The sequence below is a fragment of the Acidaminococcus massiliensis genome (assembly GCF_900095825.1).
GTDB classification, from domain to species: Bacteria; Bacillota; Negativicutes; order Acidaminococcales; family Acidaminococcaceae; genus Acidaminococcus; species Acidaminococcus massiliensis.
In genome coordinates, this window is sequence record NZ_LT608315.1 from 1658602 (window position 1) to 1678144 (window position 19543).

Sequence of the window (19543 nt, forward strand, 5' to 3'; positions counted from 1 at the left end):
AGACGGCACTAAGGAGAAACCTGAATGTGGAAGAAAAAGAAAGAAGAAAAAGCCCAACAGAGCGGTGATGCTTTTACCACTTCGGTCAGTGACCTGATGGCCGGGCTCCTGAGCATTTTTATCCTGGCCCTGTGCTATTTCATGCTGAATTTCCAGACGGTGACCAACAAATATACCGGAAATACGGAACTGCGGAATCAGTTGCTGAAGGATGTGGGAAAGGACCTCCAGGCCCAAGGCCTCCAGGTGCGGATCGATACCAAGCAGGGGGTGCTGCGGATCCCGGAAAGTGTGCTGTTCGAATCCGGGGAAGCCAATATCAAAGACCAGGGGCAGGCAGCGGTCAGCAAGCTGAGCCAGTCCCTGCTGAAAACCATGACCCGGCCGGAATACCGGGAGGCCCTGGAAACCGTCTTTATTGAAGGTCATACGGACAATGTGCCCATCCACAACGAATTTTTCCAATCCAACTGGGAACTTTCCACCCAGCGGGCCATCAATACCTGGAATTTGATGCGGAACGATGTACCGGAATTCAACTGGCTGGTGAATCCTCGGGGAGAACCTATCTTCTCCTGTTCTGGCTATGCGGAAACCCGGCCTGTACGGGAAAATGGTCTGGATCCCAATTCAGAGGCGGGACGGGCCGCTAATCGGCGGATCGATATCCGGTTTGTTATGATGCCACCTCAGGATCCGGGGGAAAAGCCTTCCGGAGGCAGCCATGGATAAGTCGCTGCTGCACAGTCTGGAACGGCTGAAATCTTTTAAAATCCGCCTGCCTGAAGTCTGTTTGCGCCCTGGAAAACCAGTGGAACTGGAAAAATGGCTGAAAAAGATCGTGTCAGATTCTGGAAGACGGCCGGCTTTGGACCCAGTGACTATGGAAGAGCTGTATGCCAAGATAAAAGGACAGGAAAAGAACCAGAAAGTAACGCTTGATATGAGACGGGAAGTCCCATTCCTGCCGATTCTTTTGACTTGGGACAGGAAGGAAAAGGCCCGCTTTTATGAAGTGTTGCTCCAGGATATCCTGAAGGTCATTCAAGAGGGGACGCCCCGTTCTGCCCGGCGGAACACTTTCCGGAATCTGGTGTTTGCTTACTTTACTGTATATGGACAACCGTATAAAGGAGAACGGCTGCAGAAATGCATTTCCCTGTTCCTCCAAAAAGATCCGGAACTACTGAAATCGGTACTGTATCTCCAGAACCGGAAGCAGCTGCTGAAACCCAATGGGCATAAGCTGCTGAACCGGGAAATCCAGAACCAGCGGAGTTTCCATAAAGCGTTGGAAGAATTCTGCTGGCCGGTGAACCTGTGGTATGGGGCATTTGCCCAGTGGGCTGTCAAGGATTTTTTTCAGCTGGAGGAAGAGGACGACTGGGATGACCTGTTCGGCGTATTGAAAGAAATTTGTGAGGACAAGGCCTGTGAGAATATGGTCCCTTTTGCTGCCGAAAAGATGATTTACCTGACGGACCGGTCCGGTGACGGAAATCGGGAAAAAGAAGTACGGATCCTGCTGTTACAGGCGCTGGGAGATCCCCGGGACCCGGGGTCCAGTCTGAATTGGGTGGATGTGGATGAAAAGGCTCAGGAGATTTTCCTGGCCTGGCTGAAAAAGAACGACCTGAACCTGTTCTTTACCATTATTTCCAAGACAGTACGGCAGGTTGCCACATCGGAAAACATGTGGAAATACCGTAAAAGTTTTTGGGAAAAATATCTGGATGCCATGTACTATACCAGGGTATTTCTGGGGCCCGAAGCAGAACAGATTGCCAGGCAGATGGATCTGGCCAAACAGGGTATGGGATTTGGACGGTTGAACGGTTCCGGAGATTCCCTGAGGAGTCTGCTGATGTTCAGTATAGGGGATTACGTTTTTATTGAGGCCAGCCACAATGGTAAACTGAGAGTTTGGAAAAGAGGAAAAGAGCCTCTGCCTTTTTATCAGGCAAAATATACTTATAAAGGATTTTCTTATACGGACGTTACACAGGCTTCCAATATTGAGGAAGAATTCGTCCATTCCAGCTCGGAAACCGGCTCCTGGCAGCGGAAGGTAACCGACTGGGTTCGGAGACACTGCGGGGTACGGCCCAAAGAAAATCGATGGAGGTAGAATATGACCAATCACCGCTTTTGGACAGCACAAGAGAATGGATATTTTTACCCTTGTGTTCAAACAGAATCTACGGGAGACTGGCCGCTGATCCAGGGACAATTGGAAATCCTGGCTTCTGAAGGAAAAGTGGAGGAGAAAACAGATGGATTCCTGCTGCCCCATGGACAGGCCGTGGAACTGGATACGGAAATTTTGGAAATCCTGGAACTCCCTGATTGTTTTCCTTATACCATCACCCTCCGCAGCCATGGCAGTCTGGGCTCTCCATCCTTTCATTATGAACTGGAGTACCTGCGTCTGGATGGGACTCCTTTTTATGGAATCAGGGTGCTGGGCTCTTATGTGGAGCTGAGCCGGGAAACCTGTTACCGGTTCACCAAGGACCAGTATGAGCTGGTGAATCTGGTGGAAAAAAGCAATCGGGAAAGCCAGCAGATTAAAAACAAAGGGGAACTGAGCCAGTACAATACCCTGCAGCTGGCCCGGATCAAGGAAAGGGCGGAAAAAATCCATGCTACCCTGGACCGGTTCATGGAACGGCAGAAAATCGTTACAGCGGATAAACTTTCCGTGCGATTGGAAAAGAATCCGGACGGATCCTTTTCCGTACTGCCGGTGCTGCTTCGGAAGGATGGGGATTCCTATACCCGGATGGAAGCCGATTCTCTAGAGCAGGGATTCCGGAGTAATCCGTACAATACCGGAAAAATCTATGGACCGGACAAGACACAGTATGTCTTTACTCCGGAACAGGAAGAAGGCATTCGGCAGATACGCCGGTGTCAGCGGCTGTCCCTGGAGGCGGCCCGGCAGGTGGCGGAGCATCCCCGGGAAATCTTCGGGTCTGATGCTTTCGATTTTGACCTTGGGGTGTATGGAGATCGGGTAGTCTCTATTGGAGAATTCCTGGCTCCTGATCTGCCATTTTCCCTAAGTTCCGGACGGAACTGGCTGCCACCGGAAGGAGCCGGAATGGAAACGGCTGTTGGCCAGGACAAGGCCGAGGACGATTATGCCAGTCTTGCACCAGATGAAAAAGATTATCCGGAACTGTTCGTGAAAATCAGCGATGCTCTGGATCGGGGAGAAAAGCGGATTGTTGTTAGAGACCAGGAAATTGAACTGACACCGGGTTTTCTGGCCTATGTAGACCAGCTGAAAGCAAAGGTTGGGAAGAAACAAAGTGAACAGGTACAGGAGCCAGAGGAATCCGGAGAAAAGAAAAAAGAAGCATCCCTGCAGATCCAGGAGAATTTTCTTTCTCAGGAATACCATTCCAGAAAGGCAGCACGGGAGAAACAGCTGGGCACCGACCACCGGTTGGAAGACTTCCTGGGACAGGGGCTGCGAGAAGGTATCCGGCCCATGCCTCATCAGCAGGTGGGAATGGAGCAGTTGGCGGCCTGTTGGGAATATGGCTGTCATGGAGTGCTGCTGGCGGATGATATGGGTCTGGGGAAAACGCTCCAGGCTTTTGGATTCCTGGCAGCCCTGAAAAAAGCCTATGGAAACAGGGATATGGCATCGGTACTGATTGTGGCTCCGGTTTCTCTGCTTCAGAATTGGATGGAAGAGTACAGGAAATTTGTGGAAGAAGGGCTGTTTGATGGAATTGTGCCCATGTACGGGAGCGAACTGAAGAAACACTGGGCCAGGAGTCCGGACGGGAGCCGCTGTTATTTTCGGCCCCCGGACCCCAATCTGAAAGAAGTTTCCATGCTGGATTTTCAGGACCGGGAACATCAGATCGATTACAGTCGGAACCATCTGATCCTGACCACCTATGAAACCCTTCGGGAACTGCAGCTTTCTTTTGGACGGGTGGCCTGGAGTGCCATGATCCTGGATGAAGCCCAGAAAATCAAGAACCCGGCCACCCGGACTTCTGTTGCGGCACGGGCCATGAACTGCGATTTTGGGATGGCACTGACAGGGACTCCTGTGGAAAATTCCTGGACGGATCTGTGGACTATCATGGACTTTGTGGAACCAGGCAAATTGGAATCTCTGAAGGATTTCAACAGTCATTATCAGCATCAGCTGCAGAATGTGGAAAACAAGGGGGAACTGTTGAAAGAATTGGGAGACCAGCTGCGGAAGAATCTGGATCCCTGTTTTATCCGGCGGCTGAAAGAAGATGTAAATCTGGGGCTGCCTGCCAAAGAAATCCTCCGGTTCAAGGATCCCATGCCGGAAGAACAGCGGAAACTGTATGGGGAAGTAGTCCGGGAAGCACGGAAAGGGCAGGGAGAAAAATCCATCACCATGCTCCAGGCCATTGCCCGGCTCCGGGATATTTCTCTCTGTCCCAGTCTTGGAGCCGGCGGGAATGTAAAGAAATATACTTTGGGTGATCTGGAGCATTTCTTTGGCTCCTCTGCCAGACTGATGCGGACAAGGAAAATCCTGGATGAAGTGAGAGAGAAAGGGGAAAAAGCCCTGATCTTTGTGGAAAGCCGGAAAATTCAGCTGCTGCTCCGGATTTTTCTGGAACAAATCTACAAAATCCAGGTGCAGCCTCCCATTAACGGGACCACACAGGCTGTGGCCCGGCAGAAAATGGTGGATCAGTTCAATCAGGCACCAGGGTTCCAGGTGCTGCTGCTGTCTCCGGAGGCTGCCGGTGTGGGGCTGAACATCACCGGGGCCAATCATGTGATCCATCTCAGCCGCTGCTGGAACCCGGCCAAAGAAGACCAGGCCACGGACCGGGCTTACCGGATCGGCCAGAAAAAAGCGGTGACCGTCTATCTTCCCATGGCTGTGGATACGGACTTTCCGGAAGACGCATCCTTTGATCTTAACCTGGATGCTCTGCTCCAGTACAAGCGGGATTTGAGCCGAAGCGCACTGTATCCTACAGAGGCCAGTGAAGAAAACGCTGTGACTATGCTGAAACGGATCGAAGAAGCAGCAGGATAAAAAATCAAGCCACTTTTCAGTCTTACGCTCAGCGTCTCACGTCTCACGCCAATGGAAAGCATCTGCCGCAGACAGATGCTTTTGAGGGGAAACGCAGCCCGGAGCTGCTAACCCACCACCAGCCTTGCTGCTGGTCCCCCGCCCTTGAAAAGGGCGGATATAACGGAGTTGAGGTCGGAGGTTGGATTGTGCAGCGGTCCGAAAACGGAATCTTCGACAATTTCGTTTCTGTGATTCCCTCATTGCATCTCTGACTCCAACGTGGTGGGGGCTGCCCGCAGGGGAGCCCATCCCGGTCCATTCTGCTCATCGCCAACAAGCTTTCATCTGATTTCTGAAAGGCCCGCCAGGGTCGTTCTGTCAGCTTCTCTTTCTGTCCCCAATTTTCCCCACCTCTTTTGGTATACTGGAACCAGGAAAACAAAAGGAGGTATGGATTATGAGCTTTGTGCTTGCAGAAGATATGGATTTTGGTACGGTGGAGACGGCGGTCTATGGGTATGTGAATTTCTGTCAGGGGCCGGATTTCTATGAATTCCGGATGAGTCCGGAGGCGGCGCGGCCTTTTATGGACAAAATCGATGGGGCCATTGCCGGGCTCAACAAGGTCTTGAAAAAACTGGATCCCCAGGCGGAGCCTTTGGACCAGGTCATTTACCAGGAAGGGGACGAGGACAACAAGGGGACCATTGTGTTCACGGCCTGTCTCCTGGGGCCGGTGGCCATCGATGGGGAATGGATGAGCGAAGGGGATGCCCTGAAGTTCATCGATGAGATGGATCCGGAAGGGAAGCAGAACGTGACCTGCGACCTGGTAGCCGACCAATGCGATTTCGGCAATATCGTCACCCTGCAGCTGAAGCGGATCGATGGGAGGGAGTAGCCCCTGCGGGGCAGGCACTGGTCTCTAGCCGACGGAGGGAACCCGTCAGGCGGGTTCCTTAATGATGAACGACCAACGATGAACGATGAACCACATTCCAGGAAGTGTTTGATCATGGTGCTGAAAAACCGGCGGCTCAGCCGGGGACTGCTGGCCGGCTGTCTGCTGCTTTCTCTGGCGGCTGGGGGGAAGGCCCTGGCCCGGGAACCGGAGATCATGTCCAATCTGGGGGCCGTCACCATCAGCTGCTCCATTTATAAAAACCAGGCCGGGGTGGCGGGGGTGACTGCCGGGATCTCCCAGAGCCAGGTGGAGGAAGCATTGGGGGCGCCCCGATCGGTGAAATACGGACGGGGGACCATGGAATATTCCTATCCCTCTCGGACCCTGCTGCTGGTCCATTTCAGTCCAGAAATGCCCTATGTGCTCATGGACATCAAGACCACCAACAGGGAGGATGCCACTCCGGACGGGGTCCAGGTGGGTATGGCTGAAACAGTGCTGAACGATGTGTACGGTGAGGCGGATGCGGTCTGGACCAAAAGGTATGAATCCCCCAAGATCCCCGAAGAAGACAACGCAAAGAACCACGCCAAACTGGACGAAACCATCTATGAATACCACGCCAATAAAACCACCACCCTGGCTTTTACCGTGAGGCAGGGCGTGATCCGGGAGATCCACGTGCATCAGGCGGAGTGAGGAAGAGAAGAAGTCAGACATGGCCCTGACGGGCCTTGGGATGTCAGACGTCAGATTTGTTCGGCTTAGCAGCAGGTCCGGACTATTTATCGCAGACAAGCTGACACCTGACGTCTGAAAGGCCTGTAAAGGCCGGTCTGACTTCTTTCGTATCCCATTGACTCCCTCCTCTTCCGGGAGTATACTGTTAATTACTATTTTACAAGTAGGAATTAACACCAGGAAGGGACGAGATACATGGCTGATTTATCTTCGCGAACGGCGTCTTTTACGGATTCGGTGATCCGGCGGATGACCCGGATTTCTTTACAGTATGATGCGGTGAACCTGAGCCAGGGGTTCCCGGATTGGGATCCTCCCAAAGAGATGGAGGAACGGCTGAGCCAGGTGGCCTTTACCGGGCCTCACCAGTACGCCGTCACCTGGGGCGCTCCCAATTTCCGTCAGGCCCTGGCGGCCAAGCAGAAGCATTTCACTGGGCTGGACATCGATCCGGAAACGGAAATCGTCACCACCTGTGGCAGCACGGAAGCCATGATGGTGGCGGTGATGACGGTGACGGACCCAGGGGATAAGGTCATCGTGTTTTCTCCCTTCTATGAAAATTACGGAGCCGATGCCATCCTCTGCGGGGCAGAGCCCATCTACGTACCTCTGGTGCCCCCAGATTACCGGTTCGACCCGGAAGTGCTGGAAGCTGCCTTCCGGCAGCATCCCAAGGCCCTGATCCTGTGCAATCCTTCCAACCCCTGCGGCAAGGTATTCACCCGGCAGGAACTCCAGATCATTGCAGATCTGGCGGAGAAATACGATGTGTGGGTGATCACCGATGAGGTGTACGAGCACATTGTGTACAAGCCCTACCAGCACATCTACTTTGCCACTCTGCCTCGGATGCGGGAGCGGACCCTTTCCTGCAGTTCCCTGTCCAAGACCTATTCCATCACCGGCTGGCGGCTGGGATACATCATCGCCCCGCCGAAGGTGATCGATGAAGCCCGGAAAGTCCATGATTACTTGACCGTGGGGGCGGCGTCCCCTCTCCAGGAAGCAGCGGTCACCGGGCTCCGGTTCGGGGATGAGTATTATACCTGGCTCCGGGACCTGTACACCGACCGGCGGAATCTGATGCTGAAGGGGCTCCGGGATATTGGCCTGAAGCACACGGAACCCCAGGGAGCCTATTACATCATGGTGGATATCTCCGATTTCGGCTATGCCAGCGATACGGAATTCTGTGAGGATCTGGCCAAGTACGTTGGCGTGGGGGCCGTCCCTGGGTCGGCCTTCTTCCACGAAAACATCACCAGCTACATGCGGCTCCATTTCGCCAAGAACCGGGAAACCCTGGAAGAAGCCCTGGAACGGCTCAGGGGGATCTACAAGAAGATGCCGGTGAGGAAATAAGAAGTCAGATCGGCCCTTCGGGCCTTTCAGGACTTCAGACGTCAGCTTGTTTGTGATAAGCAGTCCGGACCTGCTGCGCAGCCGGACAAACCTGACGTCTGACGTCTCAAGGCCCGTCAGGGCCGTGTCTGACTTCTTTCTTTTTCAAAAAGTTTAACTTTCCCCGCCTTCCCTTGCTGTATACTATAGAAGCACTATTACAGCACTGGGGGGCGGTTTTATGTTTGAAGGCAGCATCCGGGAGGTGGTCCGGCCGGACCGGATCCTTTCCTATTTTGAGCAGGAGAAGGCTGTCCTTTTGGTGGTGACGGCAACCGGCATCCTGTACAACCTGGGTATGGGAGCGGGGCCTTATTTCGAAGGCCAGCTGGCTCAGTGCCTGTATGACATTTTCCAGGGGAAGGCTGCGGCCGGGGACATGGTCCGTCTGGCGGCCCTCTATGTGGGGGTGATCTTCTTAGTCCAGCTGTCCCGGGCCGGGAAACGCTACAGCGTCCGGCTGTTCTCCAACCGGGTGAGCCGGACCATGCGCCATACCCTGTACCACAGCCTGGTGCGGCTGGATGTCCGGGAACTCCAGCAGGAGAACCTGGGGAATTTGATGACCAAGGCCATGGGGGACGTGGACGCCTGTGCAGAAGGGATGCGGAAATTCACTACGGAAGTCTTCGACACCGGGGTGGTGATGGTGGTGTATCTGGGGCTGCTGCTGGCTTATGACTGGCGGCTGACCCTTTTGGCCTGCAGCTTCACCCCTCTGGCCTATTGGATCGCCAACCGGCTGAAAAAACAGGTGGCCCAGGCCAACGGGGTCTACAAGGCCACGGAAGCCCGGCTGAACACCCTGACCCTGGACCGGGTGAGCCATGCTTTGACGTACCGGATCTACGGCCAGGAAAGCTGCCGGGATGCCGCCTATGAAACCCAGCTCACTGCTTACGAAAAGGCCAGTGCCCGGGCCAATATCTTCGAAGGGGCCCTGGGGCCTTTATACGATGCCATCGCCATGGCTGGGACCGTGGTGATTTTCTATTTCGGGGCCCGGAATGTCCAGGGCATCGGCTGGGAAGCCTGGAACATCGCCAGTTTCACCACTTTCCTGGCCTGCTTCACCAAACTTGCGGTGAAGACCAGCCATGCAGCCAAACTGTTCAATGCAGTCCAGAAAGCCCAGGTTTCCTGGCAGCGGATCAAGCCGCTCCTCCAGGCAGCCGCTCCGGAAGGAAAAAACCGTCTCCTGGGGCCGGTGGTACCGGTGACCTTGGAAGTCCGGGACCTGGCCTGCCATTATCCGGGCCAGCAGGAAGGCCTTGCCGGGATCTCCTTTACCGCCCGTCCCGGAGACATCATCGGCATCACAGGGCCGGTGGCCTGCGGCAAAAGCCTGTTGGGAAAGGTTTTCCTGGAGGAAGTCCCCTGGACTGGATCGATCCTCTGCAATGGAACGGATTTCCGTACCCTGGACCGGGAACAGCGCCGGAGCCTGGTTTCCTACCTGGGCCATGATCCGGAGCTGCTCAGCACTTCCATTGGGGAAAACATCGCCTTGGGGGACCCGGTGGACGTGGAAAAATTCCTCACGATGACCAACCTGAAGGAGGAAGTGGCAGCCATGCCCCAGGGAGCGGATACTCCGGTGGGCAGTGAAGGCACCCGGCTTTCCGGAGGACAGCAGGCTCGGATCGCCCTGGCCCGGACCCTGGCCCATGCCCGGTCGGTGCTGGTGCTGGATGATCCTTTTGCGGCTGTGGACCGGAAAGGGGAGACGAAGATCCTGGAACAGATGCGGCAGGCCTTTCCGGACCGGGTGATCCTGCTGATCTCCCACCGGCTCACCCATTTCCCGGAATTCACCGGAGTGCTGTTCTTGGATCAGGGATGGGGAAGCTTCGGGACCCATGAGGAACTGATGCAGCAGGAGCCCGGCTATGCCCGGCTGGTGAAGCTCCAGCAGGAAGGGGTGGATCTGGATGAATAGGAAGAATCCTGTGTGGGAAAGCGTCAAAGGGACTCTCCGGACACATCCTCGTTCTGGGGCCCTGGTGGCAGTGCTGGTGGTCCTTTCCGTGGCCACCTCTCTTTTGCCACCGCTGGTCCTGGAACGGGCGGTGGACAGCCTGACGGAAGGCCGGGGGATTCCTTGGCAGCTGGCGGTGCTGTACCTCGGCCTTACGGTGCTGTCGGACTGTTTCGAAACGGCCCAGAACGGGGCCATCACCGTATTTGGACAAAAGGTGACCCACGGACTCCGGTCCACCCTTTGTGCCAAGCTGGACCGGCTGCCGGCCGGATATTTTACCGGTCATCCCAGCGGCCAGACCACCTCTGTGTTCGTCAATGACGGGGATACCATCGATACCCTGTATTCTGACGGCATCGTAGGGATGCTGGCCGATGCCTGCAAGCTGCTGGGGATCTTGGGGATCCTGTGGAGCCGGAGCCGGGGTCTGTTCCTGATCCTCTGCTTCCTGCTGCCCCTGCTTTTTGTGCTTACCCGGCATTTCCAGAAGGGGACCCTGGCCGCCCAGCGGGAAAATCGCCGGGCCATCGGCCGGGTGAACAGCCACGTGCCGGAAACCATCCATAATATCCGGACCATCCATTCCCTGGGGAAGGAACAGTATATGGAAGAACGGTACGATACCCTGATCACTGACAGCTTCCGGGCCATCAACCGGGCCAATGTGTTCGACGGGGTCTATTCTCCCATCATCCTGGTGACCCAGGCGGCGGTGGTGGCAGTGATCATGGTGGGAGCAGCCTTGGGTCCTGCCTGGGCGGATCTGTTCGGCCTTTCTGTAGGGTCCGCTGTGGCAGTCATCGCCTACGTGGGAAAGATCTTCGGGCCCCTGGAAAGCATCGGCATGGAGATCCAGAGCATCCAGAGCGCCATGGCGGGGATCCAGCACATCGGAGAGTTCTTGGGGGAAGAGGAACGGGAACCGGCCTCTGCGGAACCTTTGCCGGAAGACTTAGAAGACAAAGCCGTGGCCTTTTCCCATGTGACCTTTGGATACGACCCGGCCCAGCCCATCCTAAAGGATTTTTCCTGCAGCCTGGAGCCTGGGGAACAGGCCATCCTCATGGGGCCCAGCGGCTGCGGCAAAAGCACCCTGTTCAAGCTGCTCCTGGGGCTTTATGCCCCTCAGCAGGGGACGGCGGCCCTCATGGGGAAACGGGCTGGGAGCCTTCCGGAAGAAGAAAAACGCAGCCTCTACGGCTGTGTGGAGCAGGAATTTTCCCCGGTACCCGGAACGGTGGCAGACCAGGTGACTCTCTTCGATGCTTCTGTTGCCTCAGACCAGGTGGACCGGGCCCTGGAACTGGTGGGCCTGAAGGAAGCTGTGGATCGGCTGCCCCAGGGGAAGGATACCCTCATGGCCGACGGACTGTTCTCCCAGGGGGAACTCCAGCTGCTAAACATCGCCCGGGCCGTGGCCAAAGAGCCTCGGCTGCTGCTCTTGGACGAAATCACCGCCAATTTGGACAGCCAGACGGAAGAAAGGGTGCTGAAGGCCCTGGAACGGGCCGCCCAGGGCCGGACCGTCCTGAGCATCTCCCACCGCTTCTCCCGGATGATGGAGGGGCAGAGGATCATCAGGATGGGGTGAATTTGCCCCCTCTTCATTTCTTTTTCACCTTCCATGGTGTACAATGATCACTTGTTAAATGAATTGTAAAGGAGCGGATGGTTTTGCCCAGATATCTTACTTGGAAAATGCTGATGGAGGAATTCAAGAACGGGGGGCCCCATGTGCATATGATGGCCTTCATCCTGTTCAACATCGTGGGGATCGTCCTCCTCCATTATGTGTTCAAGGGCCTCATCGCCTTTCTCTCCAAACATACCCGGGGCAGCAAAGAAGCATGGGAGAGCACCTTCCGGTTCCTGCCGGTGCTTTTGGGGATGATGCTGGGGAGCAGCCTCACCAAGAACATCCTGGATCTGCCTACCTTTGTCCGCCACGGACTGAATATGCACTTCCACAGCCTGGTGATCTTCACCATCACCTTGTTTACGGCCCATCTCATTGCGGCCTATCTGAAATCCCGGCTGTCCAAAAGCGAGGAACGGTCTTCCTCCATGTCCATCCTGGCCACGGTGGTGGATATCGGGGTATACATGGTGGGGTTCCTGTTCATCCTGAATTCCTACGGTATTTCCATTTCGCCCCTTTTGACCGCTCTGGGCGCTGGCGGGTTGGCTTCCGCCCTGGCCCTCCAGGATACCCTGGCCAACCTGTTTTCCGGCATCACCACCATCTTTTCCAAACAGGTGCGGATGGGGGACTACATCAAACTGTCCAGCGGGGAATCCGGCCGAGTGGTGGACATGAACTGGCGGAACACCACCATCCGGACCGCCACCGGGAACATGATCATCGTCCCCAACAAGAACATCGCTGCCAGCAACCTGACCAACTACGAGCAGCCTCTGGCGGAATGCACCATCACCATCCCCATTACGGTGACCTATGGCAATGACCTCCAGAAGGTGGAAGATGTGACCTTGGGCGTGGCCCAGTACGTGTTGGAAAAGAGCGAATACGGGGTCACCGGCTTCCAGCCCCTGGTCCGGTATGACCAGCTGGGAGACTACGGCATCCGGTTCCAGGTGGTGCTGCGGATCAAGAACATCCTGGATGAAGCCGCCCTGCGCCACCAGTTCATCAAAGTGGTGTACCGGAAATACCAGGAAGAAGGGATCACTCTGCTGGTGAGACATGATTGATCATTGACACAAAAAAGGTGCCCGCAGGCACCTTTTTTTAGTATCCCAGCTTCTTCTTCAACCCTTCCATATCTTTCTCCGATAAGAAAGGCCGGATCACATCCAGGTAATATTCCGCTTCTTTTTCCCGTCCGGCCTGGTGGCAGGTCTGGGCTCCGCCGGCAGCCAGCCGGAGGATTTCCACATTGGGGCCCAGGGGGATCCCCTGTTTTTCTGCGAACGCCGTCAGTTCTTCCTGGGAAGCGGGGGCCAGGTCTTTTCCCAGCTTCTGGACCGCCGTTTCCAGCTGGGCTTTCACAGTCTCTGTTTCTCCGTAGTTCAGGCTCAGGAGGAACGCGTACCGGGCTCCCTGCCAGTCTTCCCGGCGGAGCAGCAGGATTCCTTCATTTTGGTAGCAACGGGCCAGGTCTTTGGGACGGAAGGCCTGCCGGAAGGCTTCCCGGTTCACCCGTCCGAAGCTTTCCCAATCTTCTTCCTCTTTCAGTACGGCCAGATAGCAGGCCCGTACCGGGGCACTGGCCGGGTCCCATTTCAATCCTTTTTCCAAGGCTTTCCGGGCTGCCTTCGTCCGGCCTTGGGCCAGTTCCAGTTCTCCCAGGGTGAGGTACAGGAGATGGAAGGGGAAGGGAGCCTGCTGGATTTTCTTCTTCGGATGGAAGAACTGCCGGTACACCACCATTTCCATCGGCTCTGCAAAGGAGCGGAATTCCACTTCTGAATCAGGCTGGAACAGGGCCGAATGTTCCGCTTCCTGAAGGTGAGGCTCCAGGACTTTCCGGGCGCCGTCGAAATCCTGGACAGCGGCGCGCTTCCGGGCTTCTTCCAGATCTTTCCGGAATTTCTCGAAGGCCTTGCTGAACAGATCCGCAAAATGCTGCCGGCTTTCTTCCGGCATCAGTTTGTACAGCAGCTGGCTGCAGGCCCGGCTGATCTCCCGGTGCAGGGGATGGTCCCGGTACAGTTCGATGCAGCCTTGGAGATATTTGATGTCCTTCTGGGATTCTCCCGTCAGGTTGTCCGTGATCGATTTGATGATGGTATCCAATTCTTCCATGATGCAAAGCCTCCGATTTCTCCATGCAATATCTTCTTTATTATACAGGATAGCGGGGAAAAAGGCGAGGGCAGTCCTCCGTTGTGTTATAATGGTCCTATCTGAGATAGATGGGAGGCAGCGGTATGGTACAGCATGGGAAAGTACCCTTTTTGTTGGGAGGCCCCTGTCTCCTGCTCCTGGCCCGGTGCTTTTTGGCGGGGATCTTCGGAGTTTACGGCAGCCTGGCCATGGGGATCGCCCTGTGGATGATCTTCTGGTGGATCACCCGGCCGGTAGCCCTGACGGTCACCGCTCTCCTGCCGGTGGTGGCCAACGCTTTCTTTGCCTTGGCTCCCATGGACCAGATGCTGGCCCAGTATGCCTCCAGCAGCATCGTGCTGCTGTTTGCTGCCACCCTGTTGACTCTTCCCTGGGAAAGGATCGGGCTGGATCACCGGATCGCCCTGCGCTGCCTGGCTTTCATCGGGCCCACCATGAAGAGCCAGATCACAGTATGGTTCTTGGCGGCGGTCCTGTTTTCGGTGGTGCTGCCCAATGCCGTGGTAGTGGCTGTTTTCACTCCCACCGCCCTGGCCATGCTGAAGGCCGCCGGCTGTGAAGGGAAGGATCCAGCAGCGGGGCCCATCCTCTGCGCCATCGTGTTCGGGGCCGCGGTGGGAGGCGTGGGGACTCCTGTGGGAGGAGCCATGGATGTGATCGCGGCCAACCTGTACCAGCAGGCCACCGGTCAAGAATTCCTCTTTACCCAATGGTTCCTGGATTTCCTGCCCTATCTGCTCCTGTCCGCTGGCTGTACCCTGGGCGTCCAGCTGCTGCTGCCGGAACCGGTCCATCAGCTCCAGGGAACACGGGAATACTTCCTCCAGGAATGCAGGCGGATGGGTCCCTTGAAGCGGGATGAAAAGATTTGCTTGGGACTTTTTGCCCTGGCCCTGGCCGGATCTTTCCTGCGGCCTCTCTATGCGGTGGCTCTGCCCGGCCTGCTGCCGGCCTACCTGTACGGAAGCCTGGGCTTTTTGCTGTTCTTTTTGGAGGGAGAAGACGGAAGGCCCCTTCTTTCCTGGGAGTATGCCCAGCAGCATATGATCTGGGGTGTCCTGATCCTTTTTGCCGGAGGGCTGGCCATGGGGAACCTGCTGGAAGCTTCCGGAGCCAACCGGAGCTTGGCCCAATGGACCGCGTCCCAGGCTCCTTCTCCTGGGCTGCCCCTGATTGCCGGGATCGTATGCTTGGCGGCTTTCCTCTCTGAAGTTTCCAGCATCACCATTTCTGCAGCCCTGACGGTCCCTTTGGTGATTTCTTATACCCAGAATGCAGGGCTGCCCCTGCTGCCCTACTGGATGGCTGCGGTCATGGGCTTCAACGGGGCGTTCCTGCTGCCCACCGGGATCCGGGCCATCCCCTGCGGCGCCGGCCTCTCTTCCCGGGACCTGTTCCGCCGGGGACTGCCGGTATTTGCGGTGCGGCTTTTGTGTGCAGTGGGGATGGGCTGGCTTGCTGGACTAGGTTGACTCCCGATGCAGAGGGCCCTGTTGCCCCTGCCGCAGGCCCATGGTATACTGAATGGAATGAAGCAAAGGAGGCTGGCTGTTTTGCCCATGACGGAGAAGAAAAAGAAAAGATCCTGGCTCCGGTCCAAGATCACGTTCCTGGTACTGACCCTGGTGGTGATCTTGGGGGTGGTGGGGTACAATTACCGGACGGATATCGAGATGCGCATCATCCACCTGAAGCCCCAGCCGGTGCAGAAAGTGGAACTGGGGAAACTGGGGCTCCAGCTCCAGCGGTTCAACACGCCGGAAATCACCAGCTACGATGTGGACAAGATCCTGAGCTTCGTGATCCGGGACGATAAATTCTATCTGGCCCTCCGGAGCCAGGATGGAGACAGCACAGCCGTCCAGGCTTATGAGCGGCAGGAAGGGAGCCTGTTCCCCTTCCGGAATTTCGGGAAAAAAGGCACCTACACCATCTCGGAAAAGATGGTCCTCAGCGTGAACATCGCCGGCAATGGGGATGTGGTCTATGTGAAAAAAGGGCTCCACACCCTCCGGGACGGGAATGACATCATCAGCCTGAAGGGGAACACCACCGCCACCCGAGTGGCTTTCCTTCCAGGCTATGAGCAGGCCTATCTCTACGGCAACGATAATTTCACCCTGGCGGATTATCGGGATGGGGCCTTTGAAAAGAATCATCCTTCCTTTCTCCACAACCGGGCCAAACCTTTTGCCGGAGGCCTGACCCAGGTACGGATCACCGGGAAGGGTGTCATCTTTGGAGGAGGCCGGATCAAACCCAACGGGCTCAATATGGTGGAAGCCTTCACTCCCCAGGGCAAAGCCCTCCAAAGCTATGGCAGCCCCATCCAAACAGACAAGGATTCCATCTACAATCTGATCGATATGGCGGTACTGGACCATTATCTGGTGGTCATCGATGGGTTCACCTTGAAATTCTGGACCCGGGAAGGGCAGTATCTGGGGAACCTGAACAGTTCCAAGATGTTGGGGGACAACCTGAACTGTGCCAAACTGGCCCCCATCGACGGGAATACCCTGGGGATCCTGGCTTTTGTCCGGAATGCCCAGACCCGGCTGGTGGAAATCAAGATCTTCGCACTGACGTTTCCGAGGTAAGCCGGGGGCTGCTGCTCATGCAGCAGCCCCCCTTTTCACACGAAAGGAGCAACCATGTCCAACATCCTTCACTGCCTCCAGCTGGGGGAATCTATGAGGGACCGGTTCCTGGAAGAGGCCCGGTCCTTTCCCTACGGTTCCGCCTTGTTCCTGGTGCCCAACCGGTATTTTCAGCAGAAGATCCGGGAAAAGGGCGTGATCCGGGCTGCCACCATCGATTTCCTGCCCCAGGAGATCCTCCGCTGGAACGGGGGGACTCCCGGGTTCCGGCCGGTGAATCGGCCTGCTCAGAAAAAGATCCTCCAAGAAGCCCTGGACTATCTGGAACCCCATTTGGACTATTTTTCCAGTTTGGTTGGGAAAACCGGCTTCCGGGACAATCTCCTAGCCCTGTTCGACGAATTTTCCAGGGACGGCCTGGAACCGGAGACCTTCAAAGAGGTGCTGCTTTCCTGGAATCGTGAGGAGCCCCTGAAAAACAAGGATATGGACCTGGTCCGGCTCTACACGGCCTACTGCTTTAAACTCCAGGAACTGGGGCTGGAAGACCTGCCCCGGATCTATACCCGGGCGGCAGAAACCTTGGAAGAAGGAGGGACCATCCCCTGGAAAAAATGCTATTTCAGCGAATTTTACCAATTCGATCCGGTCCAGCTCCGTCTGCTCCGGGCCCTGGGACGCTGCTGCGAAGTGGAAGTAGGTCTGTTTTATGACCCTGGCCGGCCGGCACTGAGCCAAGTGACGGAAAAAATCTACGGAGACTTGGTGGGGGCTGGATTCGCTCCCGTCCAGGAAGAACCGGTGAGGTCGAAACCGGAAGACCTGACGGCACTTACCCTGGCTTGGAAGCCAGGAGCCCGGACGGAAACGGGAGCTCCCCATATCCACTTGGGAGAAGGGGTGAGCCAGGAACAGGAAATCCGCCTGGCCCTCACCTCCATCAAGGGACGGCTCCAGCAGGGCGTGAAACCGGAAGAAATCCTGGTCCTGGTCCGGAAACTGGCAGATTATCAGGGTCTGGTCCGGTCTTTTGCCGAATACGGCATTCCCTGCCGGCTGCCCCAGGTGGTGGATCTGCGGAGCCAGCCCCTGCCGGATTTTCTCACCAAGCTCATGGCAGCAGCCGGGGAAAAAGGGAACCTTTCCCTGTGGCAGGCCCTATTCCGGTGTCCCCTTATGGAAGTACTCTATCAGGTAGACCGGGAAAAGCTGGATCTCTCCTATACCCAGCTGTATTTTTCCACAGCAGAAGCCTTCCGGCTTTTCCTCCAGCGGAAGGAACTGGTAAGCACCGGGTTCTGGGACCTGGTGGATTTCCTCCAAGACGGCCATACTCCGGCCGAGTGGCAGGAAGGATTCCTGGACTGTCTGGCCCAGTGGCAGCTTCCCCAGGCCTGGGGAAGGCTCCATCAGGAAGGGAAGGTGGATCTGGATCAGGTGAAACTGCTGACCCAGACCGAACAGTTTGTCCGGGAAACCTTGGAGGACCTGGTCCGCACCTGGGAACTGTGTGGAAAAAAAGAGGCTGTCCTGTCCCTGAAAGAGGTCAGGACATTCTGGAAGGATTCTTTGGACAGGGGCCCTTTGACCCTGACGACCGGCGATTCCCAGGGCATCCCTGTGCGGGAGGCGGGAGAAATCCAGGGGGTCTCTTTTCCCTATGTGTACCTGCTGGGTGTCCGGGAAGGGATGTTCCCTGCGGTGAAACGGGAAAGCTGGCTCTACAACGATCAGGAACGGGCAGGACTGAACAGCCTGGGGCTGGAGCTGAATCTGACGGCCCGGGCCCTGGATACGGACCGGTACTTTTTCGGTTCTGCAGCAGCCCTGGCCTCCAAGGAGCTGTATCTCAGCTGGTACAGCGATGAGGAAGGGGGAGCCAGCCCCTATATCACAGAACTCCAGAATTTTTTCGGAGCAGACAGCCTGCCGGTGACCGTGTACCAGAATGATCCGGACCATTGTGCCAGCCGGGCCCAGCTGGTGGATTTCCTGGCCGAACAGCCCCGGTTGGCTCCCCGGGAACAGGCCTTCCTGGCGGAACAGACAGGCAGTGATTTCCCGGAACGGTCCCGCTCGGAATACCGGCGGTGGGAAGAAACGGATAGCCCTTGGAATGGAACGGTGCCGGGCCTGGTGAAAAAGCCTCTCCATCTGTCCGCCTCCGCCCTGGATGACTGGCTCCAGTGTCCTTTTGCTTATCTGGCTTCCCGACTGTGGAAAATGGCTCCCTGGCAGGAACGGACGGCTTTTCCCACCCCGGATAGCGTGGGGGATCTGATCCATCGGACCCTGGCAGCTTTTCTGGGGAAGCACCGCCAAGAAGGGCTGACGGGCCTTCCCCCAGAGGAGTTGGAAAAGGAACTGGAAAGGACCTATGGAACCATCTTTGCCCAGATGCACCAGGAAGGAAAAATCGTCACCAGCCCCCTTTTGGACCATCTCCGGGAACGGTATGGCAAATGGCTGCAGAACTGGCTCCGCAAGGAAATCGCCTATGAAGAGAGAGACCAGTTGGGGCTGAAACCGGACCAGGTGGAATGGAGCTTCGGACGGGAGCACAGCCCCTGGCCGGAGCTGGCGAAAACCATAGATGGGGAAAAAGTGTACTTTTCCGGTCAGATCGACCGGATCGACACCAACGGACAGAAATGGGCCCTCCTGGATTATAAAACAGGACAGCCCCCTTCCGGCAAGAAAATCCTCCAGGGCAAAGCGGTGCAGCTGCCCCTTTACTTGGAGGCCCTGGAAACCTTGGGGACGATTTCCCAGGAGCAGATCCTGGGGGCCGGCTATGTACAGATGCGCAGCGGGGAACGGATGGGGGGAACCTGGAACGAGGACGTGAAGAAGGCCTTCCCTTGGATGCAGAGAGCAAAGCCTCCGGAAAAGGAAAAGGCACTCCAGGCAGCCGCCCAGGCGGTGGAAGAGGCGGTCCGGGAAATCCGGGCAGGTCATTTCCCCGCCCGACCGGAAGGGAATTGTCCCGACTGGTGTCCGGCCCGGGATCTGTGCCGGATCCGGGAAAATCCCTACGGGACCGCTGACAAAGAGAAAGAAGAGGAGTGAA

At 56.4% G+C, this 19543-nt stretch carries 13 protein-coding genes; 12 read left to right on the top strand and 1 reads right to left on the bottom strand.

What is annotated here, in order from left to right; genetic code table 11:
* The first annotated feature begins 24 nt into the window (after positions 1-24).
* From BQ2657_RS08070 to BQ2657_RS08110, 9 genes are all read left to right on the top strand, one after another.
* Positions 25-732 carry an OmpA/MotB family protein gene (locus tag BQ2657_RS08070; RefSeq protein WP_075580159.1) on the top strand — a complete coding sequence of 236 codons (708 nt, stop codon included), beginning with the start codon at positions 25-27 and terminating at the stop codon, positions 730-732.
* Positions 725-2128, top strand: coding sequence for an EH signature domain-containing protein (locus BQ2657_RS08075; protein ID WP_075580160.1), 1404 nt, complete (start codon positions 725-727; stop codon positions 2126-2128). Before BQ2657_RS08070 ends, BQ2657_RS08075 begins: the two co-directional genes overlap by 8 nt.
* Before the next feature lie 3 nt (positions 2129-2131).
* Positions 2132-5053 (top strand): DEAD/DEAH box helicase, encoded by a 2922-nt coding sequence (locus BQ2657_RS08080; protein WP_083236218.1) that lies wholly within the window; start codon positions 2132-2134, stop codon positions 5051-5053.
* 439 nt (positions 5054-5492) lie between these two features.
* Positions 5493-5936 carry a hypothetical protein gene (locus BQ2657_RS08085; RefSeq protein WP_075580162.1) on the top strand — a complete coding sequence of 148 codons (444 nt, stop codon included), beginning with the start codon at positions 5493-5495 and terminating at the stop codon, positions 5934-5936.
* Positions 5937-6050: 114 nt separating this feature from the next.
* Positions 6051-6638, top strand: a complete 588-nt coding sequence (locus BQ2657_RS08090; RefSeq protein ID WP_075580163.1) for a hypothetical protein — start codon at positions 6051-6053, stop codon at positions 6636-6638.
* A gap of 237 nt (positions 6639-6875) precedes the next feature.
* Entirely contained in the window at positions 6876-8045 is a 1170-nt protein-coding gene (locus BQ2657_RS08095) for a pyridoxal phosphate-dependent aminotransferase (RefSeq protein WP_075580164.1), read from the top strand.
* Between the two features lie 220 nt (positions 8046-8265).
* Positions 8266-10023, top strand: coding sequence for an ABC transporter ATP-binding protein (locus BQ2657_RS08100; protein WP_075580165.1), 1758 nt, complete (start codon positions 8266-8268; stop codon positions 10021-10023).
* A complete protein-coding gene (locus BQ2657_RS08105) occupies positions 10016-11656 on the top strand; it encodes an ABC transporter ATP-binding protein (RefSeq protein ID WP_075580166.1) in 1641 nt (546 codons plus the stop codon). Before BQ2657_RS08100 ends, BQ2657_RS08105 begins: the two co-directional genes overlap by 8 nt.
* An 83-nt stretch (positions 11657-11739) precedes the next feature.
* A complete protein-coding gene (locus tag BQ2657_RS08110; RefSeq protein WP_232709042.1) occupies positions 11740-12777 on the top strand; it encodes a mechanosensitive ion channel family protein in 1038 nt (345 codons plus the stop codon).
* Between the two features lie 37 nt (positions 12778-12814).
* Here the strand turns inward: BQ2657_RS08110 and BQ2657_RS08115 are convergent, their stop codons facing one another.
* Positions 12815-13831: a tetratricopeptide repeat protein gene (locus BQ2657_RS08115; RefSeq protein ID WP_075580167.1), complete on the bottom strand. Its 1017-nt coding sequence runs from the start codon at positions 13829-13831 to the stop codon at positions 12815-12817.
* Between the two features lie 125 nt (positions 13832-13956).
* Between BQ2657_RS08115 and BQ2657_RS08120 the strand changes: the two genes are divergently transcribed.
* The 3 genes from BQ2657_RS08120 (at position 13957) to BQ2657_RS08130 (ending at position 19542) form a co-directional block, all read left to right on the top strand.
* Positions 13957-15345 carry an SLC13 family permease gene (locus BQ2657_RS08120; protein WP_075580168.1) on the top strand — a complete coding sequence of 463 codons (1389 nt, stop codon included), beginning with the start codon at positions 13957-13959 and terminating at the stop codon, positions 15343-15345.
* Between the two features lie 87 nt (positions 15346-15432).
* Entirely contained in the window at positions 15433-16473 is a 1041-nt protein-coding gene (locus tag BQ2657_RS08125) for a hypothetical protein (RefSeq protein WP_075581035.1), read from the top strand.
* Between the two features lie 54 nt (positions 16474-16527).
* Positions 16528-19542: a PD-(D/E)XK nuclease family protein gene (locus BQ2657_RS08130; protein WP_075580169.1), complete on the top strand. Its 3015-nt coding sequence runs from the start codon at positions 16528-16530 to the stop codon at positions 19540-19542.
* The last annotated feature ends 1 nt before the right edge of the window (position 19543 follow it).

Coding starts and splice junctions, on each gene's coding strand:
- BQ2657_RS08070 (WP_075580159.1), top strand. CDS start 25: ATGTGGAAGAAAAAGAAAGAAGAAAAAGCCCAACAGAGCGGTGATGCT.
- BQ2657_RS08075 (WP_075580160.1), top strand. CDS start 725: ATGGATAAGTCGCTGCTGCACAGTCTGGAACGGCTGAAATCTTTTAAA.
- BQ2657_RS08080 (WP_083236218.1), top strand. CDS start 2,132: ATGACCAATCACCGCTTTTGGACAGCACAAGAGAATGGATATTTTTAC.
- BQ2657_RS08085 (WP_075580162.1), top strand. CDS start 5,493: ATGAGCTTTGTGCTTGCAGAAGATATGGATTTTGGTACGGTGGAGACG.
- BQ2657_RS08090 (WP_075580163.1), top strand. CDS start 6,051: ATGGTGCTGAAAAACCGGCGGCTCAGCCGGGGACTGCTGGCCGGCTGT.
- BQ2657_RS08095 (WP_075580164.1), top strand. CDS start 6,876: ATGGCTGATTTATCTTCGCGAACGGCGTCTTTTACGGATTCGGTGATC.
- BQ2657_RS08100 (WP_075580165.1), top strand. CDS start 8,266: ATGTTTGAAGGCAGCATCCGGGAGGTGGTCCGGCCGGACCGGATCCTT.
- BQ2657_RS08105 (WP_075580166.1), top strand. CDS start 10,016: ATGAATAGGAAGAATCCTGTGTGGGAAAGCGTCAAAGGGACTCTCCGG.
- BQ2657_RS08115 (WP_075580167.1), bottom strand. CDS start 13,831: ATGGAAGAATTGGATACCATCATCAAATCGATCACGGACAACCTGACG.
- BQ2657_RS08120 (WP_075580168.1), top strand. CDS start 13,957: ATGGTACAGCATGGGAAAGTACCCTTTTTGTTGGGAGGCCCCTGTCTC.
- BQ2657_RS08125 (WP_075581035.1), top strand. CDS start 15,433: ATGACGGAGAAGAAAAAGAAAAGATCCTGGCTCCGGTCCAAGATCACG.
- BQ2657_RS08130 (WP_075580169.1), top strand. CDS start 16,528: ATGTCCAACATCCTTCACTGCCTCCAGCTGGGGGAATCTATGAGGGAC.